Origin of the sequence: Paenibacillus glufosinatiresistens (genome assembly GCF_031470375.1) — a bacterium.
Classification (GTDB): Bacteria; Bacillota; Bacilli; order Paenibacillales; family Paenibacillaceae; genus Paenibacillus_AQ; species Paenibacillus_AQ glufosinatiresistens.
Map to the genome: position 1 here is coordinate 81,055 of NZ_JAVFHT010000007.1, position 20,972 is coordinate 102,026.

The following is a 20,972-nucleotide window of genomic DNA, read 5'->3' on the forward strand; positions in this document are numbered from 1 at the left end:
CTTTTTTTGGTTGGATCAGATAAGAAAGGGCGGCAGGAACATGCAAGAGTTGAAGGAACGGATCAGACGGGAGGGCCAGATTCTGTCGGAGACGGTGCTGAAGGTGGATTCCTTTCTGAATCATCAGGTGGATACAGAGCTGGCGCTGCGGATCGGCAGGGAATTCGGACAGCGGTTCGGCGGCCGCGGCGTGACCAAGGTGCTGACGGTGGAGGCAAGCGGAATCCAGTTCGCCATGGCGGCGGGCATCGCGCTCCGCGTCCCGTTCGTGTACGCGAAGAAGAAGAAGGCGATCACGCAGGGCGAGGGGGTATACGCAGCGCCGGTCTACTCCTTCACACGCCGGGAAGCCTACCAGATCAGCATCGCTGAAAAATACCTCGGCCCCGGCGACCGGGTCCTGATCGTGGATGATTTTCTGGCGACGGGCGCTGCGCTGGTCGGCCTGGCCGACATCGTGGAACGGTCGGGCGCCGTTCTGGTCGGCGTCGGCTGCGTGATCGAGAAGAGCTTCCAGGAAGGGCGCTTCTTGCTGGAAGAGCGGGGCATCGAGGTCTGCTCGCTGGCGCGGATTGTCTCGATGAAGCCGGGAGAAGTGCAGTTTGCAGGCGAGGAATGCAATCAGAAGGAGCGGATAACATGTTAAGCAGACGCAAAGTATTTACCCTTGGCCTCCAGCATGTGCTGGCCATGTACGCAGGCGCCATCGCGGTTCCGATCATTGTCGGCGGGGCGCTGCATCTTACCGGAGAGCAGATGGCCTATCTCATCGCGGCTGATATGTTCACCTGCGGACTCGCCACTCTGCTGCAATGTCTCGGCTCCCGCTTCTTCGGCAGCGGCCTGCCTGTCGTGCTCGGCTGCACTTTTACGGCCGTCAGCCCGATCATTGCCATCGCCTCGTCTTCAGGCCTCGGAACCGCCTACGGCGCCATCATTGTGTCCGGCCTCTTCGTCGTTCTTGCCGCCCCTCTATACGGGAAGCTGCTGCGCTTCTTCCCGACTGTCGTCACCGGATCGGTCGTGACGATCATCGGCCTGTCGCTGATTCCGGTCGCGATGAACAACGCCGCGGGCGGGCAGGGCAGCCCCGACTTCGGCCAGCCCCGCAATCTGCTGCTGGCGCTTATCACCCTGGCGGTCATTCTGCTGGTGAACCGCCTGACCACCGGGTTCCTGCGCTCCGTCTCCGTTCTGGTCGGCCTGGCCGCCGGCACGTTCGCTGCCTATCTGATGGGCGTGGTCAGCTTCGCGCCGGTCGGCGGCGCTTCCTGGGTGAGCATGGCCCAGCCGTTCTACTTCGGCCGACCGGAATTCAGCCTGACGGCCGTTGTAACGATGATTATCGTTAACCTCGTCAGCATGGTAGAATCGACCGGCGTGTACTTCGCAGTCGGCAAAGCAACCGATCAAGACGTTCCTCCCAAGCGGATCGTGAACGGCCTGCGTTCCGAAGGTCTGGCCATCATGCTCGGCGGAGTATTCAACGCCTTCCCGTACACGGCCTTCTCGCAGAATGTCGGCCTGATCGCGCTGACCCGCGTCAAGACGCGGAACGTCATCTTTGCCGCAGGCGGCATTATGGTCGTGCTCGGCATGCTGCCGAAGCTGGCGGCGCTGACCACCGTCATTCCGAACGCCGTGCTGGGCGGAGCGATGATTGTCATGTTCGGCTCCGTGGCCGCGTCCGGCATCTCGATTCTGTCCGCCGTCGATCTGCGGAAAGAGCGCAATCTGCTGATTGCCGCCTGCAGCATTGCGGTGGGGCTGGGCTCGGCGACGCTGCCGTCCATGTTCGACCAGCTGCCGGAGTTCGCCCGGATGCTGCTGCAGAGCGGCATCGTCTCCGGCTCGCTGACGGCCATCGTGCTGAATCTGCTGTTCTCGCGCAGCGAAGCTCCGGCCGCGTCGGAGCTGCCTGCTTCCGCCCCGGATCTGCAAGCCCGCGGCGCTTAGAGCGGTCCGCATTCGCAGCAAATCATCCAAGGCCGCGCTTCCTTTCAGGGAGGCGCGGCCTTTGCGCTCTTTCGGCCGCCGCAGCCCCGTTCATCGTAATTCCACCCATCGCAACTCCATCCATATTATGGAGTACACATAGTGAAGCGATGTCCAAGATTCGAATACAGGAAATGGAGGCAAAATAAATGAAAAAATCCATCGCGGTTCTCCTCTGCACAGCGCTCGCAGGAGCAGGCACCGCAGCAGCAGGCCCCCGTGACAATGACCATGCAGTTACTCGGCCGAACGCCTCGGCCTTCACACGGGCGGCAGTACCGCCTGCCGGGGAGAAGGGAACCGGCTCCGTCCGGGTTCTGGCGGCTGCCGCTCCCGTATCGGGCGTCCTGCTGAACGATAAGCATATCGAGACGGGCCGAATCCGCAGCCTGGGCGGAACGGCCTTCGTTCCGCTCAAGCCGCTTGCGGCGGCGATGGGCTATACGCTCGCGTGGGACGCCGGCAAGCGGCAGGCGACGCTGCTCCGGCCGTCGCGGCGGGTGCTCGTCGCCGCAGGCTCTTCGTCGGCGGCGGTGAACGGCGCGGCCGTGAAGCTGGCGCTGCCGGCCCGGACCATCGGCGGCACGCTGTATGTCCCGCTTGCCTCCGCTGCGCGGGCGCTGGGCGGAACAGTCCGTGTCCGGGGCGGCGAGCTGTATATTGCCGACAAAGAGAGACTGGTGTCCGCGTCCGTCGACGGCGGGACTTACTGGGTGTCGCAGGCCGACGGCACGCTGTATGCGCGTCCGGCCGGTCAAGCCGAGCCGGAGCGGATTGGGCGGCTTCCGCTGAAGGATTCCCCTTACCACTATGGCCTGACGCTGACAAAAGCCGGAGGCGGAGCAGTCCTGCTGGAACTGGCGGACCGGCATTACGCCATGTTCAATGATTTTGAGAACGTATATCAGGTGCTGCTGCGCGGCAAGGCGGTCGTCGGCCAGGCCGACTATCATTTGGGGATGCCGTCCTATAACCGCCCGGCTGTTCCGGCGAGCACCCGGCAGTATTTATTCGATGGAACCCGGGTCCGCTATATTCTCTCCGGCGGCAGTCTGGGGCCCGAGCTTGATCTTAAGGCGATCACGCAGGACGAGGGGAAGTTGCGGATCGAGTATGCCGCGTCCGATGTGCTGCTGGTCCGGGCGCTGCCTTCGGCTCAGCTGTATGCGGTTCACCCCGATACCGGAGCGGTTATAAATTTGGGCGAACGGCTCATGGACAGCCCGGACCGGGCCGACTGGAAGCAGGCCGACGGCAGTGATCCCTATGTGCTGGAGCGGATGCTCACGCTTACGAAGCGCGAAGGCGGCAAGCTGACCTTCGTCTACTCGCCGCTTGGCGGCGGTAAGCCGAAGACCCGAAGCTACACGCTGACCGCAGGGAAGGAGTAACCGGGCCTGCGGGGCGGCCAATTCCCGGAAGGCGGCATTGTCCCAGACATCGGCCTGAACCTGCCAGTCTCCTTCGGCGGAAGTCAGGGTGAGCCTGCCTTCCAGCGGCCCCCGGGTCGGCGAATTCATGCAGATCCCCTCTATTTTATGGAATAAAAATACATGGGAGCCAAGCTTATCATACCCGGTGCGTCATTGCCAGAAGACTTCGGTGTAAATCATTGCCTTCATCCCGCTTAACCCGTATTCTGGTAAAAGATACGTTTACGATGAAGGCCGAGGCCTGCGGAATTGAAACATTCATTCTCCTGCCTCGTATCAGAGACATAACAAACGCTTTCAGAAGAAAGGATGAAGAACAGTTGGACAGTGGAATGAATGTGGTATTGTACGAGAAACGGCCGGACGGCGAGCTTCGGGTGATTGAAGAGCGCGTCTGGAACGCGAATATGATCGCCGCGCTGGAGCATGTCAATTATTTGGTCGTACAGGGCCAGGAATATGAGACGGTAGAGGGCCGGCTTAATCTGGACGACAGCAAGCTGGAGCTTCTGCTCGTTCCGCTGCGGAACGATTGAGCAAGAAGGCTTCGAAGAAGAAGGAGGGTAACTGGCTTGGACAGAGAGCAAGAGAAGCGGGATAGACAGAGTATCAAGGAGACACACAGCAGAAGCAATGAAGCGTCCGGGAGCATGCAGCCGCCCGGGGAAGCGGCCGGAGCGGATGGGCGTGCCGCCGGCCGGGGAGCTTCGGCTGCCGCAGACAAGCTGCCGGAGCAAGCCGCTCCCGCCGACCGGTGGATGACTCCGGGCGGGCCGCCGGCGCGCGTTCTCACGACTTCGCTCGGGATCGCACTGCTGGCCAACGCGCTGATGGCGGCCGGCGCACCGGAAGCGGGCGCTTCTTCCGCCGCCGGGGAGCCGAAGCTGGTCTCTTATTCAACGGACGAAGTCAAGCAGTACTATGACCCGAACGCCGACTGGGCGATTCCGTATCCGGAAGATCGCGCATCCGAGACGGCGGAGCCGACCGCTTCGCCGGGGGTAACGTCTTCGGGCGGAACGACGGTCATCAACAATTACGGCGGCTATAATTCCGGCTTCGGCTGGGACGATCTGCTGCTCTATCATTTCTTGTTCAACAGCGGCGGCGGCTACTCCCCGGCCCGCTATTACGGTGACCGCCCGACGTATTACGGAGGCACACGAACGGCCTATAAACCGAAGTCGTACGACAGCACCAAATTTCAGAACAAGCCGGTTGCCGGTTCGGTGGTGAAGCCCAAGACCTCGACCTCGACGACCGGTTCCATCACCAGACGGGGCACCTCGGCGGGCAAAGGCTCGGTTGGAGGCACTTCAAGCGGACTGGGCTCCAGCAAATCCGGTTCGAAATCGAGCTCCGGCTCCAGATCCTCGGTCAGCTCCGGCTCGAAGAGCGGCGGCGGACTGTTCGGCGGATGAGCAGATCCGTGTTTGAACTGCGCGAGTTTCCCCGGGAGCAGCGTGCGGACCGGGTTCGGCAGCTGGCGGAACTTGGCTTCCCTTGGGCGGATCTGGAGGACGAGGAATACTGGCTGGACGGTGTCGTAGTGATGGACGGAGCGGTCTACCGCGAGCTGGAGGCCGCCGCCGGCAAGCTCTGGGCCGTTCTGGACAAGACGGCCCGTTATATTCACCGGCGGCGCGATCTGTATGAGCTGACCGGCATTCCCGAGGTGCTGTGGGATATGCTGGATCAGGTACCGATCCCGGAGGGGCCGATCAGCCGCTACGCCCGGTTTGATTTTGCGGTGGACGGCTCGGGCCGCATCAAGCTGCTGGAGCTGAATGCGGATACGCCGACCGGCTATGTGGAGGCTTCCGTTGCGACGCCCTGGATTTGCCGGGAGGCGGGGGTCGGCACCGTCAACGGGCGGATGCCGGAACTGCTAGCCGCTGCCTGGGGAGAAGAACGTCCGGATACGGTTGCCTGCGTCGCCTATGGCACCCACCAGGAAGATTCGGGTACCATCGAGACGCTTGCCCGGCACAGCGGCCTGGACGTCCGCTGCGTCGACTGCCTCGATCTTAGCATCGACGACGGCGTCGTGATGGACGGGGAAGGACGGGTCATCCGGCGGATGTTCGCCCTCTACCCGAAGGAGTGGATGGCCGTCGACGAAGGCGGTGACGCGCTGGCTTACGCGGTGGAGACCGGCAATTTGGCGCTCTTTAACCCGCCGCACAGCATTTTGCTGCAATCCAAGGGTCTGCTGGCCGCCGTGTGGGGCCTGTATGAACTGGGCATTCTTTTCAGCGAAGAGGAGCGGGAAGCCATCGCTGCTTACATGCTGCCGACCTACAACAAGCCGGTCTTCTCCGGCAGCTTTGTCTCCAAGTCGATGTTCGGGCGGGAGGGCGGCTCGGTGCGGCTCTACGATGCCGCAGGAGGACTGGAGACGGCCGATGAGGACGGCTACGACAGCAGCGAACTGTTCCCGGTCGTCTATCAGAAGCGGACCGAGCTGGCCGAGCTTCAGACGAGCTACGGCGAGCTGCGCCTTCTTACCGGGCTGTTCATGCTGAACGGCGAGCCGTGCGGGCTGTTGGGACGCGCTGGCGGATTGATTACGGGCAACACGAGTCATTTTATAGCGTTGGGAGTGAACTGATTTGCGGAAATCAAGCTTATACGGAGGCCGTTCGGCCCGTCGCCGTCTGCGTCTGGGGCTGCTGGCTCTGGCGCTTGCGAATGCGCTGGCGCTTGCCGCCTGCGGCAACCCGGACAGCGTGCTGTCCACCGACCAAGGAACGGATACGTCTTCCGCTGTGGCAACGGTGCCGTGGGATTACAAAGTAGTGGAAGGCACCGTGGGCGATCTGGTCGGAAGCGACATGACGGTTCTGCCGGACAACACGCTGCTGCCCAATGACAACAACTATGCGACCGGCGACCCGGTCTGGACGCTCCAGTACATGGACGCCGAACTGACGACCGACGCTGACAACCGCAATACGGTCAAGCTGTCGGCCTGGACGCCGATCAAGTCCTATGGCGATCTGAAGTCGGCGACCGAGGACATGCAGAATCTGAAGCTGTCCGTCACCACCGAAGTCGATCTGGTGGGCGTCTATAAGACGGAATACCAAGGGAAGACCCGCAATTTTGCCGTGCTGGAGCTGCCTTCGGGCAACCGGATCAAGCAGCCGATTGACGATGAGCGGTACAAGGCGATGGAGAAGAAGAAGCGGATCTCGGTCGTGCTGGAGGAAGTCCATGATTTTGCCGATTACGATACGGCGTATGCTAAATTCAGGGGGTGGGCGGATTGATTACGGTAGCGAACATTGTCATCAGCATCTTCGCCATGATTGTGCTGCAGCTTGTCGGCATGCTGGTCTTCAGCTGGATGACGCCGTTCAAGGATATGGAAGAACTCAAGCGAGGGAATCTCGCCGTCGGTCTGGCGATGGGGGGCAAGTTCCTGGCGACGGCTATTGTGCTGGGCATTGCCGCTTATACGAACAGCACGATCTGGCATATGGCGCTCTGGTTCGCCGTCGGTTATGTGTGTCTCGTGCTGGCGTACTGGATCTTTGAGCTGGTGACCGTCGGGTTCAAGGTCTCCGACCATCTCAAGCAGGGCAACGTAGCCGTTGGCGCCATGCTGTGTCTGGTCTATATCGGAACCGCGTTTGCCATCAGCAGTCTGATTATTTAATCCCTTACTCTACTCTTACAACTGGGCGGTGGACGTCATTCATTTTCTGCTCCGGCTGTCAACGCTTATGGTCCGCATCCGCAAAAGAACGGTTGCGCTGATAACCCTGATCTTCGTCGGAGCCAGCGCCACCGTCGCTTTTCTGCTTGAACCCGGCACGTTCGGGAATTGGTTCAATTCGTTCTACTGGGTGCTGACAACGATGGCCACGGTTGGCTACGGCGATTTCTTCGCCAAGACGGTGCTCGGCAAAATATTCACCATCTTTCTATACATATTCGGCATCGGGCTGCTCAGTCTGGTCATCGGCAAGGTGATCGACACGATCGCTGAAATCGGCAGACAGAGGAGGGCGGGCAAGTTGTCGTTTGTCGGAAAGGGCCATGTTATTCTGATTAACTGGAACAAAAAGGCGGAGGCCGCCGTCGAGGAAATTCTGAGCTACGCTCCGGACGGTCACATTGTCATCATTGATGAATCCGAGCGCCATCCGATGGAGGCGCTGCGCCAGGTCCACTTTGTAAGCGGCGATCCGTCTTCCGACGAGGTGCTGACGAAGGCCGGAATCTCCGGTGCGCGGGCGGCGATCATCTTCGGAGATGCGCGCATTGACGAGACGCCGCTTGTGGACGGCAAGTCCCTGCTCATTGCCTCAAGCATTGAGCGGGTCGCTCCGCACGTGCATACCACAGTTGAGGTTATGCAGGAGAAGAACGTGAAGAATTTCCGGCATGTTCAGGTCAACGAATTCGTCCTGTCGCATGACGCCATCTCCCGGCTGGCCGTTCGGGCAGCGCTTCAGGAAGGCAACTCCGAAGTCATCGCGCAGCTGATCAGCCGTTCGCACGGCGACGACATTTATGAGGTGCCGGTGGACCGCTCCTGGGCGACCTACGGCGACGCTTTCCAGGCCTTGCTGCGCCAGGGAGCGACGCTGCTGTCGGACCGCGGCGATCTTGGCATCAACCGGCGTCTGGACGAGCCGATTCCGAAGGAAGCCCGGCTCTACGCAGTGTCGGACAAGGAGACCTACTGCCGGATTTCCGGCCGCAGGCTCTGACCGGAGAACCGGATAGAAGGAGGCCGCCCCGAGAAGAAGAGGCAGGTAGAAGGAGCCGGCAATCGGGTAATAATAGGGAAGAAGACGCGAAGCGCGTCTTCGGAAGGAGGATTATCCGATGAAGGAAGGCATTCACCCCAACTATCGTCCAGTGATATTCCTGGATGCCAGCGTCGACTACAAATTCCTGAGCGCTTCCACGCGCAGCTCGAATGAGACCATGGAATGGGAAGACGGCAATACGTACCCGGTCATCCGGGTCGATTCCAGTTCGGCCTCGCATCCGTTCTATACGGGACGGCAGAAGAATACGGAAGCCGGCGGCCGGGTGGACCGGTTCAACCAGCGGCTTAACCGGAAGCAGCAGTAGCCTCCGCGTAATATCGCCGAAAGACCCCTCGCTTGGACAAGGCGGCATCAGCCGGTCTTGCCCGGAGGGGTCTTTGGCATTCCGGCAGCCCGGTTTGACGAACCGGACCCGGACCCGGTATATTCAGTAGCATACGTCCTTGCAGGCAGGGACAGAACGAGCTGCGCGGAAGGAAGAGACACGAGTGAACGAACGAATGAACGACCGAATCAACGAAGCCGAGCTGATCCGCTATATCGCCGGCAAGACCAAGGCCGACCCGAAGCAGATTGCCTTGGTGCTGAAGCATGAACAGCGCTTTCTGGAGGAGGCCAAGCCCGGCCGGAAGGGCGAAGTGGACATTGATCTGGACGACTTGGTCGATTATGTGCTGAGCCGCCGGGATGTGACCCTGACCGAACCGGCAGTCGAGGATATTCTGGAACGGGAAATGGATTACTTGATGGACAAGGGCCTCGCCGGCTATCTGGATTAGCCGGCCGCCTTCGTCTGCCGCCGCTGGCGGCAGCGCCCGGGAACGCACACAAGCCCCATCCTCTCTCGCCGGACGGCGGAGCGGATGGGGCCTGTTGGCCGTCTTGGGCTCCTGCCGGGGCCGGGCGGCGTGCGCCTTAAGGGCGGCAGCTGTCACGCAAGGCCGGCAGGGCAGCGGTCAGCCGCCGCTTGCGGCTGCGGCGGGAGCGGCCTCGTCGCCCGGGCCGATCAAGGCGTGCCGCTCCCAGGCCCGGCTGCGCCAGCGGAAGTACATAATGACCGCCCGCGTCCACTCATCGGCCGCGGTGGCGAGCCAGATGCCCGCCAGTCCCAGGCCGAGCTTGAACGCCAGCAGGTAGCCGAGCGGAAGGCTCATGCCGACCATCGACAGAAGGCCCATATACACCGGGAAACGGGCGTCGCCGGAGGCCCGGAGCGAATTGATAATGACCAGGTTCGTGGTCCGGCCGGTCTCCAGGAAGATGCTGAGCAGCAGGACTTGAGCACCGAGGGCGATGATCTCCGAATTGTCCGTGAAGAGCCCCAGCAGCGGAATGCGAAAGACGATGACAATGGCGTCGATGACCACCGTAACCAGCAGCGCCCATTTGACGCTCTGGAAGACCCGCCGGTAAGCTTCCTCCGGCCGCCGGGCTCCGACGAGGCGGCCGACGATAATGGAGGTTCCCATGGCGACCGCCATGCTGAACAGGTAGATGTAATTGGAGATATTCAGAGCATACTGACGGGTGGCCATCGCTTCGGCGCCCAAGTAGGTGATATACAGCGTAAAGGTAAGCTGACACGCCTGGTAGATGATGGACTCGAAGGCCGACGGAATGCCGATCCGGAGAATCTGCTTCACGTAATTCCGGCTCAGCTTCAGGTAATAAGAGAGCTTGACCCGGACTTCCGTCACCCGGTACAGCAGCAGGAAGAACAGGAACAGGCAGATCAGCCGGCTGAGGACGGTCGAAATGGCGGCGCCGCGGACGCCGAGCGCAGGCATTCCGAAGTGGCCGTAGATCAGGGTATAGTTGCCGGCAACATGCAGCAGATTCATCAGCAGGGAGACCAGCATGGTCTGCTTCGTGAAGCCGTGTGTGCGGATGGAGGCGGCCAGAGCGTTGATCAGCGCCTGCAGAAAAATAAAGCTGCCGACGATCTGCAAATAGGTCGCGCCGTATTCCCGGATCTGCCCGGTGACATGCAGGGCGGCGAGCAGGGATTCGCCCAGGAACAGCAGCGTCACGCTGAGCGCCAGGCCGACCATCAGATTCAGGGACACGGCGGTTCCCGTGACCTGGGCGGCTTCCCGGAGTCTGCGGGAGCCGATATATTGGGAGACGACAATGGCAGCGCCGTTGCCGATGACGCTCAGGACGAGAATAGCGATGCCGACAATCTGGTTCGCCGCCCCGACGCCGGATACGGCATTGTCGGAGACGGAGCTGATCATGAACGTGTCGACACTGCCCATGAGCATGAAGAGAAACAATTCAAGGAAGATCGGCCAGGTCAGACGGACCAGGCTGAGCGGCTGGGCGGGGTTGGTCAACGGAATTCCTTCTTTCTTGGAACGGGTCTAAGGCAAAGATGCAGACGCTAACCTTTGTATAGTACAATAAAAAAGAGCAGACGAAAACAGAAAATAGGAGGGAACCAAATTAATGTCTAAAGCTGAATTTGACGCATTGCTGTCACCCTGCACGCTGGCGGGCGGGATCGTCCTGAACAACCGGGTGGTCATGGCGCCGATGACGCATTCTTCCTCGAATCCGGACGGTACGGTCTCGGAGCAAGAGCTGGCCTATTATGCCCGGCGGTCCATGGGCGTAGGCGCCGTGATTACGGCGTGCGCGTATGTCAATAAGGGAGGCAAAGGCTTCTACGACGAGTTCGGCGCAGACCGCGACGATCTCGTGCCGGGACTGCGGAAGCTGGCGGAGACTATTCAGGCCGCCGGAGCCAAGGCTATTCTGCAGATCTTCCACGGCGGACGGGAGTGCCCGCCGGAGCTGCTGCCTGACGGCCAGCCGGTCAGCGCAAGCGATGTCGCACCGGTACGTCCGGGCGGACAGACAGGCCCCGCGCCGCGTCCGCTGACGGAAGAGGAAATTACCGGCATCATTGCCGACTTCGGCGAAGCGACGCGCCGGGCGATTGAGGCCGGGTTCAACGGCGTGGAGATTCACGGTGCGAACGGCTACCTGATCCAGCAGTTCTTCTCCCCGCATTCCAACCTCCGCGAAGACCGCTGGGGCGGCAGCCTGGAGAACCGGCTGGCCTTCCCGCTGGCCGTTCTCCGCGAAGTGAAGGCCGTGGTGGCGAAGCATGCGGCCATGCCGTTCATCGTCGGCTACCGGTTCTCTCCGGAAGAAGCGGAGACGCCCGGCCTTACGATGAGCGATACGTTCGCGCTGCTGGATGCGCTGGCGGAGGAAGGCGTGGACTACCTGCACGTGTCTCTGCGGAAGTTCGACTCCCTGCCGCACCGCGGAACGGAAGACTCGCGTCCGGCGCTCCGCCAGATCGTCGACCGCGTGGCCGGACGCGCGCCGGTGATCGGCGTCGGGTCCCTCTATACGGCCGAAGCGGCGCTTCAGGCGCTGGAAGAGACGGGAGCCGATCTGGTCGCCCTGGGCCGTCCGCTGCTGATCGACCCCGACTGGGTGCAGAAGGTCGAAGAAGGCCGCGCCGCCGATATCGAGACCGAGCTTGATCCGGATGGACAGCAGCGGCTGGTTATTCCCCAGCCCCTCTGGAATATGCTGGTGAATACGCCGGGCTGGCTGCCGATGCGGGGCCGGGCCTAAGAGGTAGGCGGAGCGTACCGCAGAATGTACAAGGCAGGTTGAACAGAAGAAGCAGGTCCCTCTGGGGGCCTGCTTCTTTATTGTGCGAAGAACTTGAAGGGGCCATGAAGCCCGCTTCGCTTGGTCAGGCTTTGGCCTCGAACAGCCGCGCAATCTCCACAATGACGCGGGCTGCCGCTTCCATCACATTGACGGAGGCGTACTCGAACTTTCCGTGGAAGTTCTCCCCGCCCGTGAAGAGATTCGGCGTCGGCAGCCCCATGTAAGAGAGCTGGGAGCCGTCGGTGCCGCCCCGGATCGGCTTGATGACCGGGACGATGCCAAGTCCCCGCATAGCTTCCTCGGCCGTATCCACGATGAAGCGGACAGGCTCGATTTTCTCGCGCATGTTGTAATACTGGTCCCTCATCTCCAGCTCGATGCGCTCCGCTCCGTAAGTGGACCGGAATTCATCGGCAAGCTCGGCAAGAAACGCCTTGCGCTCCTCGAAGCGCTGCCGGTCGAAGTCGCGAATGTAATATTTCAGCGTGCACACATCAGCCCCGCCCTCCATGGAGTTCAGGTGGTAAAAGCCCTCATAGCCCTCGGTGAACTCGGGCGCTTCCCCCGCCGGTATCCGCTGGTGGAACGCCATCGCAATCTTGGCGGCATGGATCATCTTGCCCTTGGCCGTTCCGGGATGAACAATCACGCCGCGCACCGTAATCCTGGCGACGGCAGCGTTGAAGCTCTCGTACTCCAGCTCGCCGAGCGGTCCCCCGTCCACCGTATAGGCGTAGGCCGCGCCGAAGGCAGGAACGTTGAACCGGTGCGGTCCCCGGCCGATCTCCTCGTCCGGCGTGAAGGCGACGCGGATCGTGCCGTGCGGAATTTCGGGATGCGCCTTCAAATGGTGCATAGCCGTCATAATCTCGGCGATTCCGGCCTTGTTGTCGGCTCCAAGCAGCGTGGTGCCGTCTGTCGTGATGAGGGTATGCCCCTTATACCCCGCAAGCTCCGGGAAGCTGTCCGTGGTCATGACGATGCCGGAATTGCCGAGGGGCAGATCGCCTCCGTCGTAGTTCTCGACCACCTGCGGAGAGACATTCCTTCCGCTGAAATCGGGCGAGGTATCCAGGTGCGCCAGGAACCCGATAACAGGCACATCCTTGTCCGTGTTGGCCGGCAGCGTAGCCGTGACATAGCCGCCTTCATCAATGGCGATATCCTCGAGTCCGATTTCCTGCAGCTCCCCCGCCAGCAATCTTCCCAGCTCCAGTTGTCCCGGTGTGGTCGGGCAGGAGGAACTGTCCTCGCTGGATTGGGTATCGACTTGGGCATATCTGACCAGACGTTCGATAAGCTCCTGTTTCAATACGGTCATCTCCTTTTCAGTACCGATTGTAGCACGAACCACAGGCCGATGTCCCGGCGCAAGGTCCCATTCTTTGGGCAGAACCGGGCCGGGAAGAAGGGGATGCTCATTTTTTGTCGAAGAAAACGTTACTAAAAGATAAGCATTTGCCGACATAAAAAAGAAGGAGCGAAAACAGGAGGATTGATCGGTTTTGAAAGTCACCCGGTTCGCCAAGTCAGGGATATGCCTTTTCCTCCTGCTAATAGTACTGGGAGCGGGAATTGTACCCGCCGTCGGCGCTGAAGCACCCGCACCCTCCAGGGAGCGGAACGTACTGATTCTCCATTCCTACCACAAAGGTTTTGAATGGACCGACGAGCAGTCGCAGGGGATTGAAGAGCGGTTGAAGGCCGCAGCGCAGCCGCCCGCCTTATATGAAGAATACATGGACTGGAAGAGATACCCCAGCCAGGATACGCTGGACCGGTTCCGCCAGACCATTCTGCAAAAATACGCCAAAGTCCCCTTGTCGGCCGTCATTACAACCGATGACAAAGCCCTGGACTTTGCCATCCAATACCGCACGGAGCTGTTTCAGGACGCTCCGATTATCTTCAGCGGCATCAATGAAATCCGGGCCGACCAGATCAAGCAGGGCCAGGAACGCATTACCGGCGTTCAGGAAGAGATTGAACCGGCCGAGACCGTTGAACTGGCGCTGAAGATCAACCCCAACCTCAAGAATGTCTACCTGCTGTTCGACAACTCGGAGAGCGGACAGTCCACGGGCGCCCTTGCCCGGCAGCGGCTGGAACAGCTTCCTGCACATCTGAACATACACGCCATGAACCAACTGAGCGCCGAAGAGATCAGACGGACTGTCGCCGGTCTGGGCGAAGACAGCATCGTCCTGATGACCACGTATTACAGCGACAGCACCGGCCGCATCCTGGAGTTCGGGCGCTTCTCTGCTGAATTGGCGGCGGCCAGCTCGGTCCCCGTCTATCATTTATACGATTTCGGGCTCGGGCACGGGGCCTTCGGCGGAAGTCTGCTCAGCGGGCGGATGCAGGGCCAGAAGGCGGCGGAAATTGCGCTGCGCGTGATTCAGGGGGAAGATCCCGATTCCATTCCGGTGTATAAAGGCAGCACCGCCCGCCGGGTGTTCGACTACAAGCAGATGGAACGTTTTCACATTTCCGCCTCCGATCTGCCCAAAGGCAGCGAAATCATCAACAAACCCTTCTCTTTCTATGAAGAATACCAGGCGCTGGTAATCAGTCTGCTGGCCATATTTACGCTTCTGCTGGCTCTGATCGTTCTTCTGCTGGTCTACGTTCGCTCCATCCGGGCCATGCGGCGCAAGCTGGAGAAGAGCAATGAACGATTCAGCCTGGCTACATATGGCGCCGACGCCGTGATCTGGGAGCTGGATATGTCGGCCATGAATTATTACTTCTCCGACCGCTGGTACGAACTGCTCGGCTATTCGAAGGGCGAACTGGATGAAGGCCGCGGCGGCTGGCGCTCCATTGTGCATCCCGAAGACGCCGAGCAGGAGGACAAGCAGCGGCGCGAGCATCTCTCCGGCAGAACGGCTTATTATTACAGCGAGTACCGGATGCGGGCCAAATCCGGAGAATACAAGTGGTTCCAGGCCCGAGGCAAGCTGCTGAGGGACGACCGGGGCGGCTTCGTCCGCTTCGCCGGCTCGATGGTCGATATCACCGACCGCAAAGGGATGGAGAGCGAGCTCCAGATGAGCTATCAGGAGCTGGAGTCCACTTACGAAGAGCTGGCGGCACTGCAGGACGAGCTGCTGGAGCAATACAACAAGGTCGTGGAGAATCAGACCCTGCTTCAGGCCAGCGAAGAGCAGTACCGCGAACTGGCCTACCGCGACGCGCTCAGCGGTCTCCCCAACCGGCTCTCGCTCTATGAAGAGCTGGCCGGGATGATCGAGAAGGCGCCGGGGCAGCCGTTCACGCTGTATTTTATGGATATCGACAACTTCAAATATATCAACGATTCCATGGGCCACTCCTTCGGCGACGAACTGCTGCACGGGGTGGGCGAACGGCTGGAGGGCCTGGGCTGGACCGGATGCCGCAACTACCGTCTGAGCGGAGACGAATTCGTAGTCGTGCAGGAGAGGGTCGGCAATCTGGAAGAGATTTCAGCTTATGCGCAGGAGCTGGCGGCCGCGTTCCGGGCTCCGTTCCGGCTTGGCGAGAGCTCCGCTCATCTCTCGGTAAGCATCGGAATTGCCCAGTACCCGCGCAACGGCGAACGGACGGACACGCTGATTATGAACGCCGACATCGCCATGTACCGCGCCAAAGAGACCGGCAAGGGCAAGTATGTCGTCTACGAAGAGGATATGCAGCGGGAATTCGACGAGCGGGTCGTGATTGAGAAGCATTTGCGCAATGCAATTGAAGGCCAGGAGCTCTCCCTCCACTACCAGCCGATCCAGCAGCTGGGGGCAGAAGGCGAGGTGTGGGGCTTCGAGGCGCTGCTCCGTTGGAACAGTCCGGCGCTCGGCTTCGTCTCTCCGCTTACCTTTATTCGCATTGCCGAGGACAGCCGTCTCATTATCCCGATCGGCCAGTGGGTGCTCCGCCGGGCGTGCGACTTCATGGCGGGCATGGTCAAGAAGGGACTCACGGACGGGCGGATTTCAGTCAACCTTTCGGTCAGCCAGCTGCTGCAGGAGGATTTCACGGAGAACGTTCTGCAGACGCTTGAACAGAGCGGGCTGAGCCCGCGCCACCTTGAACTGGAAATTACGGAGTCCATCTTCATGGGATCCTTCGATCTGATCCGCAGCAAGCTGGAATATCTGCGCCGGACGGGAATCGGAATTGCCCTGGATGATTTCGGAACGGGCTATTCCTCGCTGAGCTATCTGGTGCAGCTTCCGATCACGACGCTGAAGATCGACAAGTCGTTCATCGACGGCATTCCGGCCGAGGAACGGACGGCCTCCCTGACCTCTTCCATCATTGCCATCGGCCATGACATGGGGCTGAGCGTTACGGCGGAAGGCGTCGAGAGCGAGGTGCAGCGCCGTGTGCTGGAAGAGACGGGCTGCGACAAGATCCAGGGGTATTACCTGAGCCGGCCGCTGCCGGAATCTCAGGTTCAGGCCTGGCTGGAGTCCTTCCAGAACAGCAAAATCGACGCATGACGGCAGAGAACGCAATCGTCCGGAACGCTTTCCTACGGCGTTGAATCCTTTCTGGTAAAATGTTCACGGAGATAATATAATTGGAGGAAATTATGCAATTTATACTCAGGAGGGAATTACCATTATGTTGAAAAAGCTGTTTTCGGGCGGCGCCCTTATGCTGCTCCTGCTCATCATGACCTGCGGCTCTGCTCTTGCAGCGCCTGCGGTGACGGACCGGACGGCCCAGAACCGGGAAGAAGCGCTGAAGATTGTGGAGAGAGCCAATCAGGAGATCCAAGGCAAGATCGCGGCAGCCGTCGAACAAGCGGACCGTATGCAGCAGGATTATGTCAAGGCAGTCACCGCAATCCGTCAGAGCCAGGCGCTGGCCAAGCTCAATGAACTGAAGGTCAAATATCTGACCGAGGGCAGCGCTGCCCGCAAGGCGCAGATGGCCGCCGAGATGGCGGCACTGGAGCCTCAGGCAGCCAATGATAATCCGCAGGTGGACCGGGTGCTGGCCGATATTGACCAGAAGAGCCGGGAGCTGATCGACACCGCTTTTGCGCAGCGGGGCACGGTGAGCCTGAATGCGCGGGAGCTGACGGCGTCGTTCCAGAACCAGTCGCTCCAGGATTTAACCGCTTCCCTCGTTACCCTGAAATACAGCAATGATCTCGACAAGCTGATCCGGAATTTATACAACGAGACGCTGGCCATCGCCGATGGGGCAATCGCCCAAGCCGCCCGTCTGGGAGTAAAGGCAGAGCGCTACTGGGAGCTGGTAACCCTCGGAGACCGTCAGGTGTGGATTGATCCCATTGCAGTGAGCGTCTAAGAGAAGGGACTGACCATATAAGATGAGGGGCCTGAACTTAGGAAGAGAAGGAGAATCTATCGCTAGAGAGTACCAGAGTTCTTCGGAATTCCTTCTGCTCGCAAGAGGAGACGGCTCTGAAATTATTATGCAGTCCATCAAAAAAGACAAAATTTTCTGCGTTTACCCGGCTGACGAAGCCAACACCATGGAGTTCTTCTATATCCTTGAGGGTGAGTGCAGTTACGCCGGAGAAGAGCATAACATTGTTCTGAAGAAAGGCGATTATTTCTACGCTCATTATCTGGATACGGTGGAGAACTTTAACTCCCTAACTGATATGAAGCTATTATGGTATACGACCAAACCTGCCTTTCATCTTATCAGCCATCGAATCCGGACATTGGAGGAAGTGCTGAAGAAAGTCCAGCAGAAAGATAACTACACGTTTGAACATAGTGCCAGAGTCCAGAAGTATAGCCTGATGATCGCCGGAATGCTCAAGCTCTCCAAAGACCAATGGGAGGACCTCTACTACGCCGCCGCCTTTCACGATGTGGGCAAAATCCATATCCCTGCCGAAATTCTCAACAAGGAAGGGCGCCTGACCGTCGAGGAATTCGAGATCATCAAGCGCCACTCCTATGACGGCTATGTAATGGTGAAGGATCTGTATTACAACAACATTTGTATGGTTATCCTTCAGCATCACGAACGGCTGGACGGCTCGGGGTATCCTTACGGCATCAAGGAAGAGGATATCCTGCTGGAGGCCAAAATCATCGGCATCGCCGACACCTTCGACGCCATGACCTCCGACCGGCCCTATCGGCGGGGGCTGCCGCCGGAGGTGGCGATGGATGAGCTGAAGCGGCTGTCCGGCATTCATTACGACGGACACATGGTAGACCTGTTCGAGAAAGCCCTGATCGCCGACGGAATCCTGCAGCCCCGCGAGGCCCGGGAGGAGCCGTAATCCTATAAGGCTGTGAACCGCCTAATAATGAAGACATCTGCCTCCAACTCTCGGACAGATGTCTTTATTTTTTATTCCTTAAATTAACAAGAAAATTTATAGCCAAAACTATAATCAACACGATCAATAGATTGTTAGTGAGGTTAACCCCTGATTTTAAATCGTTAATACTATCGGAGATATTCCCCATACCCACTGAAGTGTTCGAAGAACTGTTACTAATTTGATTCGCTATATTATTTAAATTCTGATTCATTTGCTCTTCGATATCCATAATTAATTAACCTCCTTGGATGTTCTTCTTAAAAATTACCATACCTACTAAAACACAGACAGACATATCGCGCATAAAACTAACAAAAAAACCTTTTTGTCACAAAATAAAGAACTGTATGAACGGCACCTCCGGTTGGCCATGCAAAAACACCTCCAAGAGAATGTCTCTATCTTATGATAGAGTTCCATTCCCTTGAAGGTGTTGGGGTTGGTCTGGCATCAGACAGGCAGCCGGTATACGGCGAACGGACTGCTGTGTACGAACGGCTCGCTGAGCTCGTCCAGGCGCTTTAGAATAGCCTCGTCCAGCTTCAGACAGAGGCTGCCGAGGCTGTCCTCCAGCTGGGACGGGCGGGTTGCCCCGGCAATGACCGTGGAGACGGCCGGACGGCTCATCAGCCAGGCCAGCGACAGCGCGCCGGGTGTGGTGCCGGCTGCCAGCGCGAGCTGGCGCACTTCATTAGCCAGGGCAATCCGTTCGCCCGTCAGAAACCGGGCGAACGGAGGGTCGCTGTCGGCCCGCGAGCCGGGCGGAACCCCGCCGCTGCTATACTTGCCGGTCAGGATGCCGCCTGCCAGTGGGAAGTAAGGAATCAGCCCGACCTTCTGATCGAGACAGAGCGGGATGATCTCCCGCTCCGGCGTCCGGTCGGCCAGGGAATAACTGCTCTGAATGGAGACGTAGCTCAAATAGCCCCTGCGCTCGCTGATGCCGATCGCCTTCATCAGTTCCCAGGCCGCATAATTGGAAGCGCCGATATAGCGGACTTTGCCGCTGGACACCATGTCATCCAGGGTCCGGAGCGTCTCCTCCAGAGGGGTGTTGGGGTCAAAAGTATGTATCTGATACAGATCGATATAGGACGTGCGAAGCCGCCGCAGGCTGTTATCCAACTCCCGCATCAGATGATGGCGGGAGGCCCCGCTGCCGTTGGGTCCGTCATGCCGCGGCAGTCCGGCCTTGGTGGCCAGGACGGCTTCATGCCGCCTGCGCTGCAGGGCAATGCCGATAATCCGTTCCGATTCCGTACCGGCATAAATATTGGCGGTATCGATAAAGTTCACACCATGATCCAGTGCAGCGTGCACAATGGAGATGGAAGTAGCCTGATCGGCCCGCTTGCCAAAAGCGTTGGTACCAAGCCCGAGCTGCGATACCATCAGCCCGCTTCCTCCGAGTCGCCGAAACTTCACTCTCGATCACTCCTTTTTGCCTGCCTGACGTCCCATTCTCTCTTGCGCAATCATTGTATCACCAGTCCGCATTTCGCGAAACAAGAACCTTGCAACAAAAGCGGCCCGCGTAGACAACGCGGGCCGCTGATATGAACATGCGGAAGATCAGAACTTGCTGGTCAGGCCGTTCTTGACGACCCGGAGCGCCCGGGCGGCGTCCAGACGGGCCTGACGGGGAGCTGCGGCGCAGGCTTCGAAGTCGGCCTGTTCCACCTCATCCAGAATGCGGTTGAGATGGCTGAATACCGCGCCGAGGTCGCGCATGGCCGTCAGTTCGCATTGTCCCTGAAGCCCGGCGAAGACTTCAAGCTGCTTGCTCCGTGCCAGCCGTACCGTCTCGGCCATGGAGCGGTCGCAGACCGCGTCCGACAGATGCTTGGCTCCCAGAAGAGCAATGCAGTCCGCGGTCGCAGCCAGGACTTCCCGCATGCCTTCGGTTCCGGCGTAGGCCGGAGGAAGCAGGCGCATCTCCGACGCAATATCCTTCACGTAGCCGTGGATGACCCGCAGATGGGAAGCTGCCGGCATCAGCCGGCCAAGCTCGGTCCGGCGCTGCAAATGAAAGATGGTGAACCGCAGTTCGTTCTCTTTCTCGGCGCTCTCCTTCAGCAGCTTCCCGGAACGCTTGACGGCTTCCTCGCGGCACGCTTCGTCCCGGCCGGGGGCGAGGCCGCTGAGGCTGTCGGCGAGCATCAGGCTGCCCTCCAGGGCAAGACCTTTCGCGCGCACGCCGTTCTTCGGAGGAACCACCAGCATATTCACGAGAAGGGCGATGGCAACGCCGATCAGCGTCTCGGTGGCCCGCCACAGCACATAATGGTCCTGATAGAAGGTAAGGGCAAGCACCGAGGTGACGCCCACCTGCGTAATCGCCTGAAAGTTGATCCGGCAGGCGGTGGCAATGCCGAGTCCGATCAGGAGGATGAGCAGGATGGACAGGGGGCCGATTGGAAGAAAGGCGCCGACGACCAGGCCCACCAGGCCGCCGAGGACAATGCCGATCAGGCGGCAGATTCCTTTTTCCAGAGAAGCCTTGACCGTTCCCTGGGTAATAAGTATAGCGGCCAGCGGTGCAAAATATAAAAACTCGTTGCCGTACAGGGCATGCACCGTCATCCAGGACAGGGAGGCGGCGAGCGTCACGCGGATCATATATAAGGAGAACCCGAAACGCTCCAGCGTTCTCATCGGATCGGCAGTCATCGTCAATTCATCTCTTTTCGGAAAAATAAGAAAACAATCTGATTGTTTCAGCTGTTTTCATTATAGCACCGATGGCCGGAGCTGGGGGCCGTGCAAACGCCGAGTTTTTTACAACATTCCGAACGGATTCGGAGCGTGGTATGATAG

At 59.6% G+C, this 20,972-nt stretch carries 20 protein-coding genes; 15 read left to right on the top strand and 5 right to left on the bottom strand.

Annotated features, from left to right (window positions below; all coding sequences use genetic code 11):
- The first annotated feature begins 40 nt into the window (after positions 1 to 40).
- From RBI05_RS10120 to RBI05_RS10170, 11 genes are all read left to right on the top strand, one after another.
- Entirely contained in the window at positions 41 to 646 is a 606-nt protein-coding gene (locus tag RBI05_RS10120; protein WP_310551003.1) for a xanthine phosphoribosyltransferase, read from the top strand.
- Positions 640 to 1,956, top strand: coding sequence for a nucleobase:cation symporter-2 family protein (locus RBI05_RS10125; RefSeq protein ID WP_310551004.1), 1,317 nt, complete (start codon positions 640 to 642; stop codon positions 1,954 to 1,956). Before RBI05_RS10120 ends, RBI05_RS10125 begins: the two co-directional genes overlap by 7 nt.
- Positions 1,957 to 2,144: 188 nt before the next feature.
- Positions 2,145 to 3,386, top strand: coding sequence for a copper amine oxidase N-terminal domain-containing protein (locus RBI05_RS10130; protein ID WP_310551005.1), 1,242 nt, complete (start codon positions 2,145 to 2,147; stop codon positions 3,384 to 3,386).
- Positions 3,387 to 3,748: 362 nt separating this feature from the next.
- Positions 3,749 to 3,964 carry a hypothetical protein gene (locus RBI05_RS10135; protein ID WP_310551006.1) on the top strand — a complete coding sequence of 72 codons (216 nt, stop codon included), beginning with the start codon at positions 3,749 to 3,751 and terminating at the stop codon, positions 3,962 to 3,964.
- Positions 3,965 to 4,000: 36 nt separating this feature from the next.
- The gene (locus RBI05_RS10140) at positions 4,001 to 4,849 is read left to right on the top strand and encodes a hypothetical protein (protein ID WP_310551007.1); all 849 of its coding nucleotides are present in this window, start codon (positions 4,001 to 4,003) and stop codon (positions 4,847 to 4,849) included.
- On the top strand, positions 4,846 to 6,039 hold the full coding sequence (locus tag RBI05_RS10145) for a glutathionylspermidine synthase family protein (RefSeq protein WP_310551008.1): 1,194 nt from the start codon (positions 4,846 to 4,848) through the stop codon (positions 6,037 to 6,039). The genes RBI05_RS10140 and RBI05_RS10145 overlap by 4 nt, the downstream gene beginning before the upstream one ends.
- A gap of 1 nt (position 6,040) precedes the next feature.
- The gene (locus tag RBI05_RS10150) at positions 6,041 to 6,700 is read left to right on the top strand and encodes a hypothetical protein (RefSeq protein WP_150457516.1); all 660 of its coding nucleotides are present in this window, start codon (positions 6,041 to 6,043) and stop codon (positions 6,698 to 6,700) included.
- Positions 6,697 to 7,089: a DUF350 domain-containing protein gene (locus RBI05_RS10155; RefSeq protein ID WP_150457515.1), complete on the top strand. Its 393-nt coding sequence runs from the start codon at positions 6,697 to 6,699 to the stop codon at positions 7,087 to 7,089. The genes RBI05_RS10150 and RBI05_RS10155 overlap by 4 nt, the downstream gene beginning before the upstream one ends.
- 67 nt (positions 7,090 to 7,156) lie before the next feature.
- Positions 7,157 to 8,149 (top strand): ion channel, encoded by a 993-nt coding sequence (locus RBI05_RS10160; protein WP_310551009.1) that lies wholly within the window; start codon positions 7,157 to 7,159, stop codon positions 8,147 to 8,149.
- A 118-nt stretch (positions 8,150 to 8,267) separates the two neighbouring features.
- A complete protein-coding gene (locus tag RBI05_RS10165) occupies positions 8,268 to 8,519 on the top strand; it encodes a type B 50S ribosomal protein L31 (RefSeq protein ID WP_150457514.1) in 252 nt (83 codons plus the stop codon).
- A 196-nt stretch (positions 8,520 to 8,715) separates the two neighbouring features.
- Positions 8,716 to 8,994, top strand: coding sequence for a hypothetical protein (locus RBI05_RS10170; RefSeq protein ID WP_150457621.1), 279 nt, complete (start codon positions 8,716 to 8,718; stop codon positions 8,992 to 8,994).
- 177 nt (positions 8,995 to 9,171) lie between these two features.
- Here RBI05_RS10170 and RBI05_RS10175 read toward each other — a convergent pair whose 3' ends face one another.
- Entirely contained in the window at positions 9,172 to 10,551 is a 1,380-nt protein-coding gene (locus RBI05_RS10175) for an MATE family efflux transporter (RefSeq protein WP_310551010.1), read from the bottom strand.
- A gap of 112 nt (positions 10,552 to 10,663) precedes the next feature.
- Here RBI05_RS10175 and RBI05_RS10180 point away from each other — a divergent pair, with 112 nt between their 5' ends.
- Complete coding sequence (locus RBI05_RS10180) at positions 10,664 to 11,809, top strand: NADH-dependent flavin oxidoreductase (protein WP_310551011.1); 1,146 nt, start codon at positions 10,664 to 10,666, stop codon at positions 11,807 to 11,809.
- A gap of 124 nt (positions 11,810 to 11,933) precedes the next feature.
- Here the strand turns inward: RBI05_RS10180 and pepT are convergent, their stop codons facing one another.
- Positions 11,934 to 13,163, bottom strand: coding sequence for a peptidase T (pepT, locus tag RBI05_RS10185; protein ID WP_310551012.1), 1,230 nt, complete (start codon positions 13,161 to 13,163; stop codon positions 11,934 to 11,936).
- A 193-nt stretch (positions 13,164 to 13,356) separates the two neighbouring features.
- On the opposite strand from pepT, the gene RBI05_RS10190 reads away from it, so the two are divergent.
- The 3 genes from RBI05_RS10190 (at position 13,357) to RBI05_RS10200 (ending at position 18,110) form a co-directional block, all read left to right on the top strand.
- Positions 13,357 to 16,335, top strand: a complete 2,979-nt coding sequence (locus RBI05_RS10190; RefSeq protein WP_150457510.1) for an ABC transporter substrate binding protein — start codon at positions 13,357 to 13,359, stop codon at positions 16,333 to 16,335.
- A 124-nt stretch (positions 16,336 to 16,459) separates the two neighbouring features.
- Positions 16,460 to 17,155 (top strand): hypothetical protein, encoded by a 696-nt coding sequence (locus RBI05_RS10195; protein WP_310551013.1) that lies wholly within the window; start codon positions 16,460 to 16,462, stop codon positions 17,153 to 17,155.
- Between the two features lie 127 nt (positions 17,156 to 17,282).
- Positions 17,283 to 18,110 carry an HD domain-containing phosphohydrolase gene (locus RBI05_RS10200; RefSeq protein WP_310551014.1) on the top strand — a complete coding sequence of 276 codons (828 nt, stop codon included), beginning with the start codon at positions 17,283 to 17,285 and terminating at the stop codon, positions 18,108 to 18,110.
- Positions 18,111 to 18,174: 64 nt separating this feature from the next.
- On the opposite strand, the gene RBI05_RS10205 is transcribed toward RBI05_RS10200, so the two are convergent.
- The 3 genes from RBI05_RS10205 to RBI05_RS10215 form a co-directional block, all read right to left on the bottom strand.
- The gene (locus RBI05_RS10205) at positions 18,175 to 18,384 is read right to left on the bottom strand and encodes a hypothetical protein (protein ID WP_310551015.1); all 210 of its coding nucleotides are present in this window, start codon (positions 18,382 to 18,384) and stop codon (positions 18,175 to 18,177) included.
- Between the two features lie 221 nt (positions 18,385 to 18,605).
- Positions 18,606 to 19,580 (bottom strand): aldo/keto reductase, encoded by a 975-nt coding sequence (locus RBI05_RS10210; RefSeq protein WP_310551016.1) that lies wholly within the window; start codon positions 19,578 to 19,580, stop codon positions 18,606 to 18,608.
- A gap of 147 nt (positions 19,581 to 19,727) precedes the next feature.
- The gene (locus RBI05_RS10215) at positions 19,728 to 20,825 is read right to left on the bottom strand and encodes an FUSC family protein (protein ID WP_310551017.1); all 1,098 of its coding nucleotides are present in this window, start codon (positions 20,823 to 20,825) and stop codon (positions 19,728 to 19,730) included.
- Positions 20,826 to 20,972 lie beyond the last annotated feature (147 nt).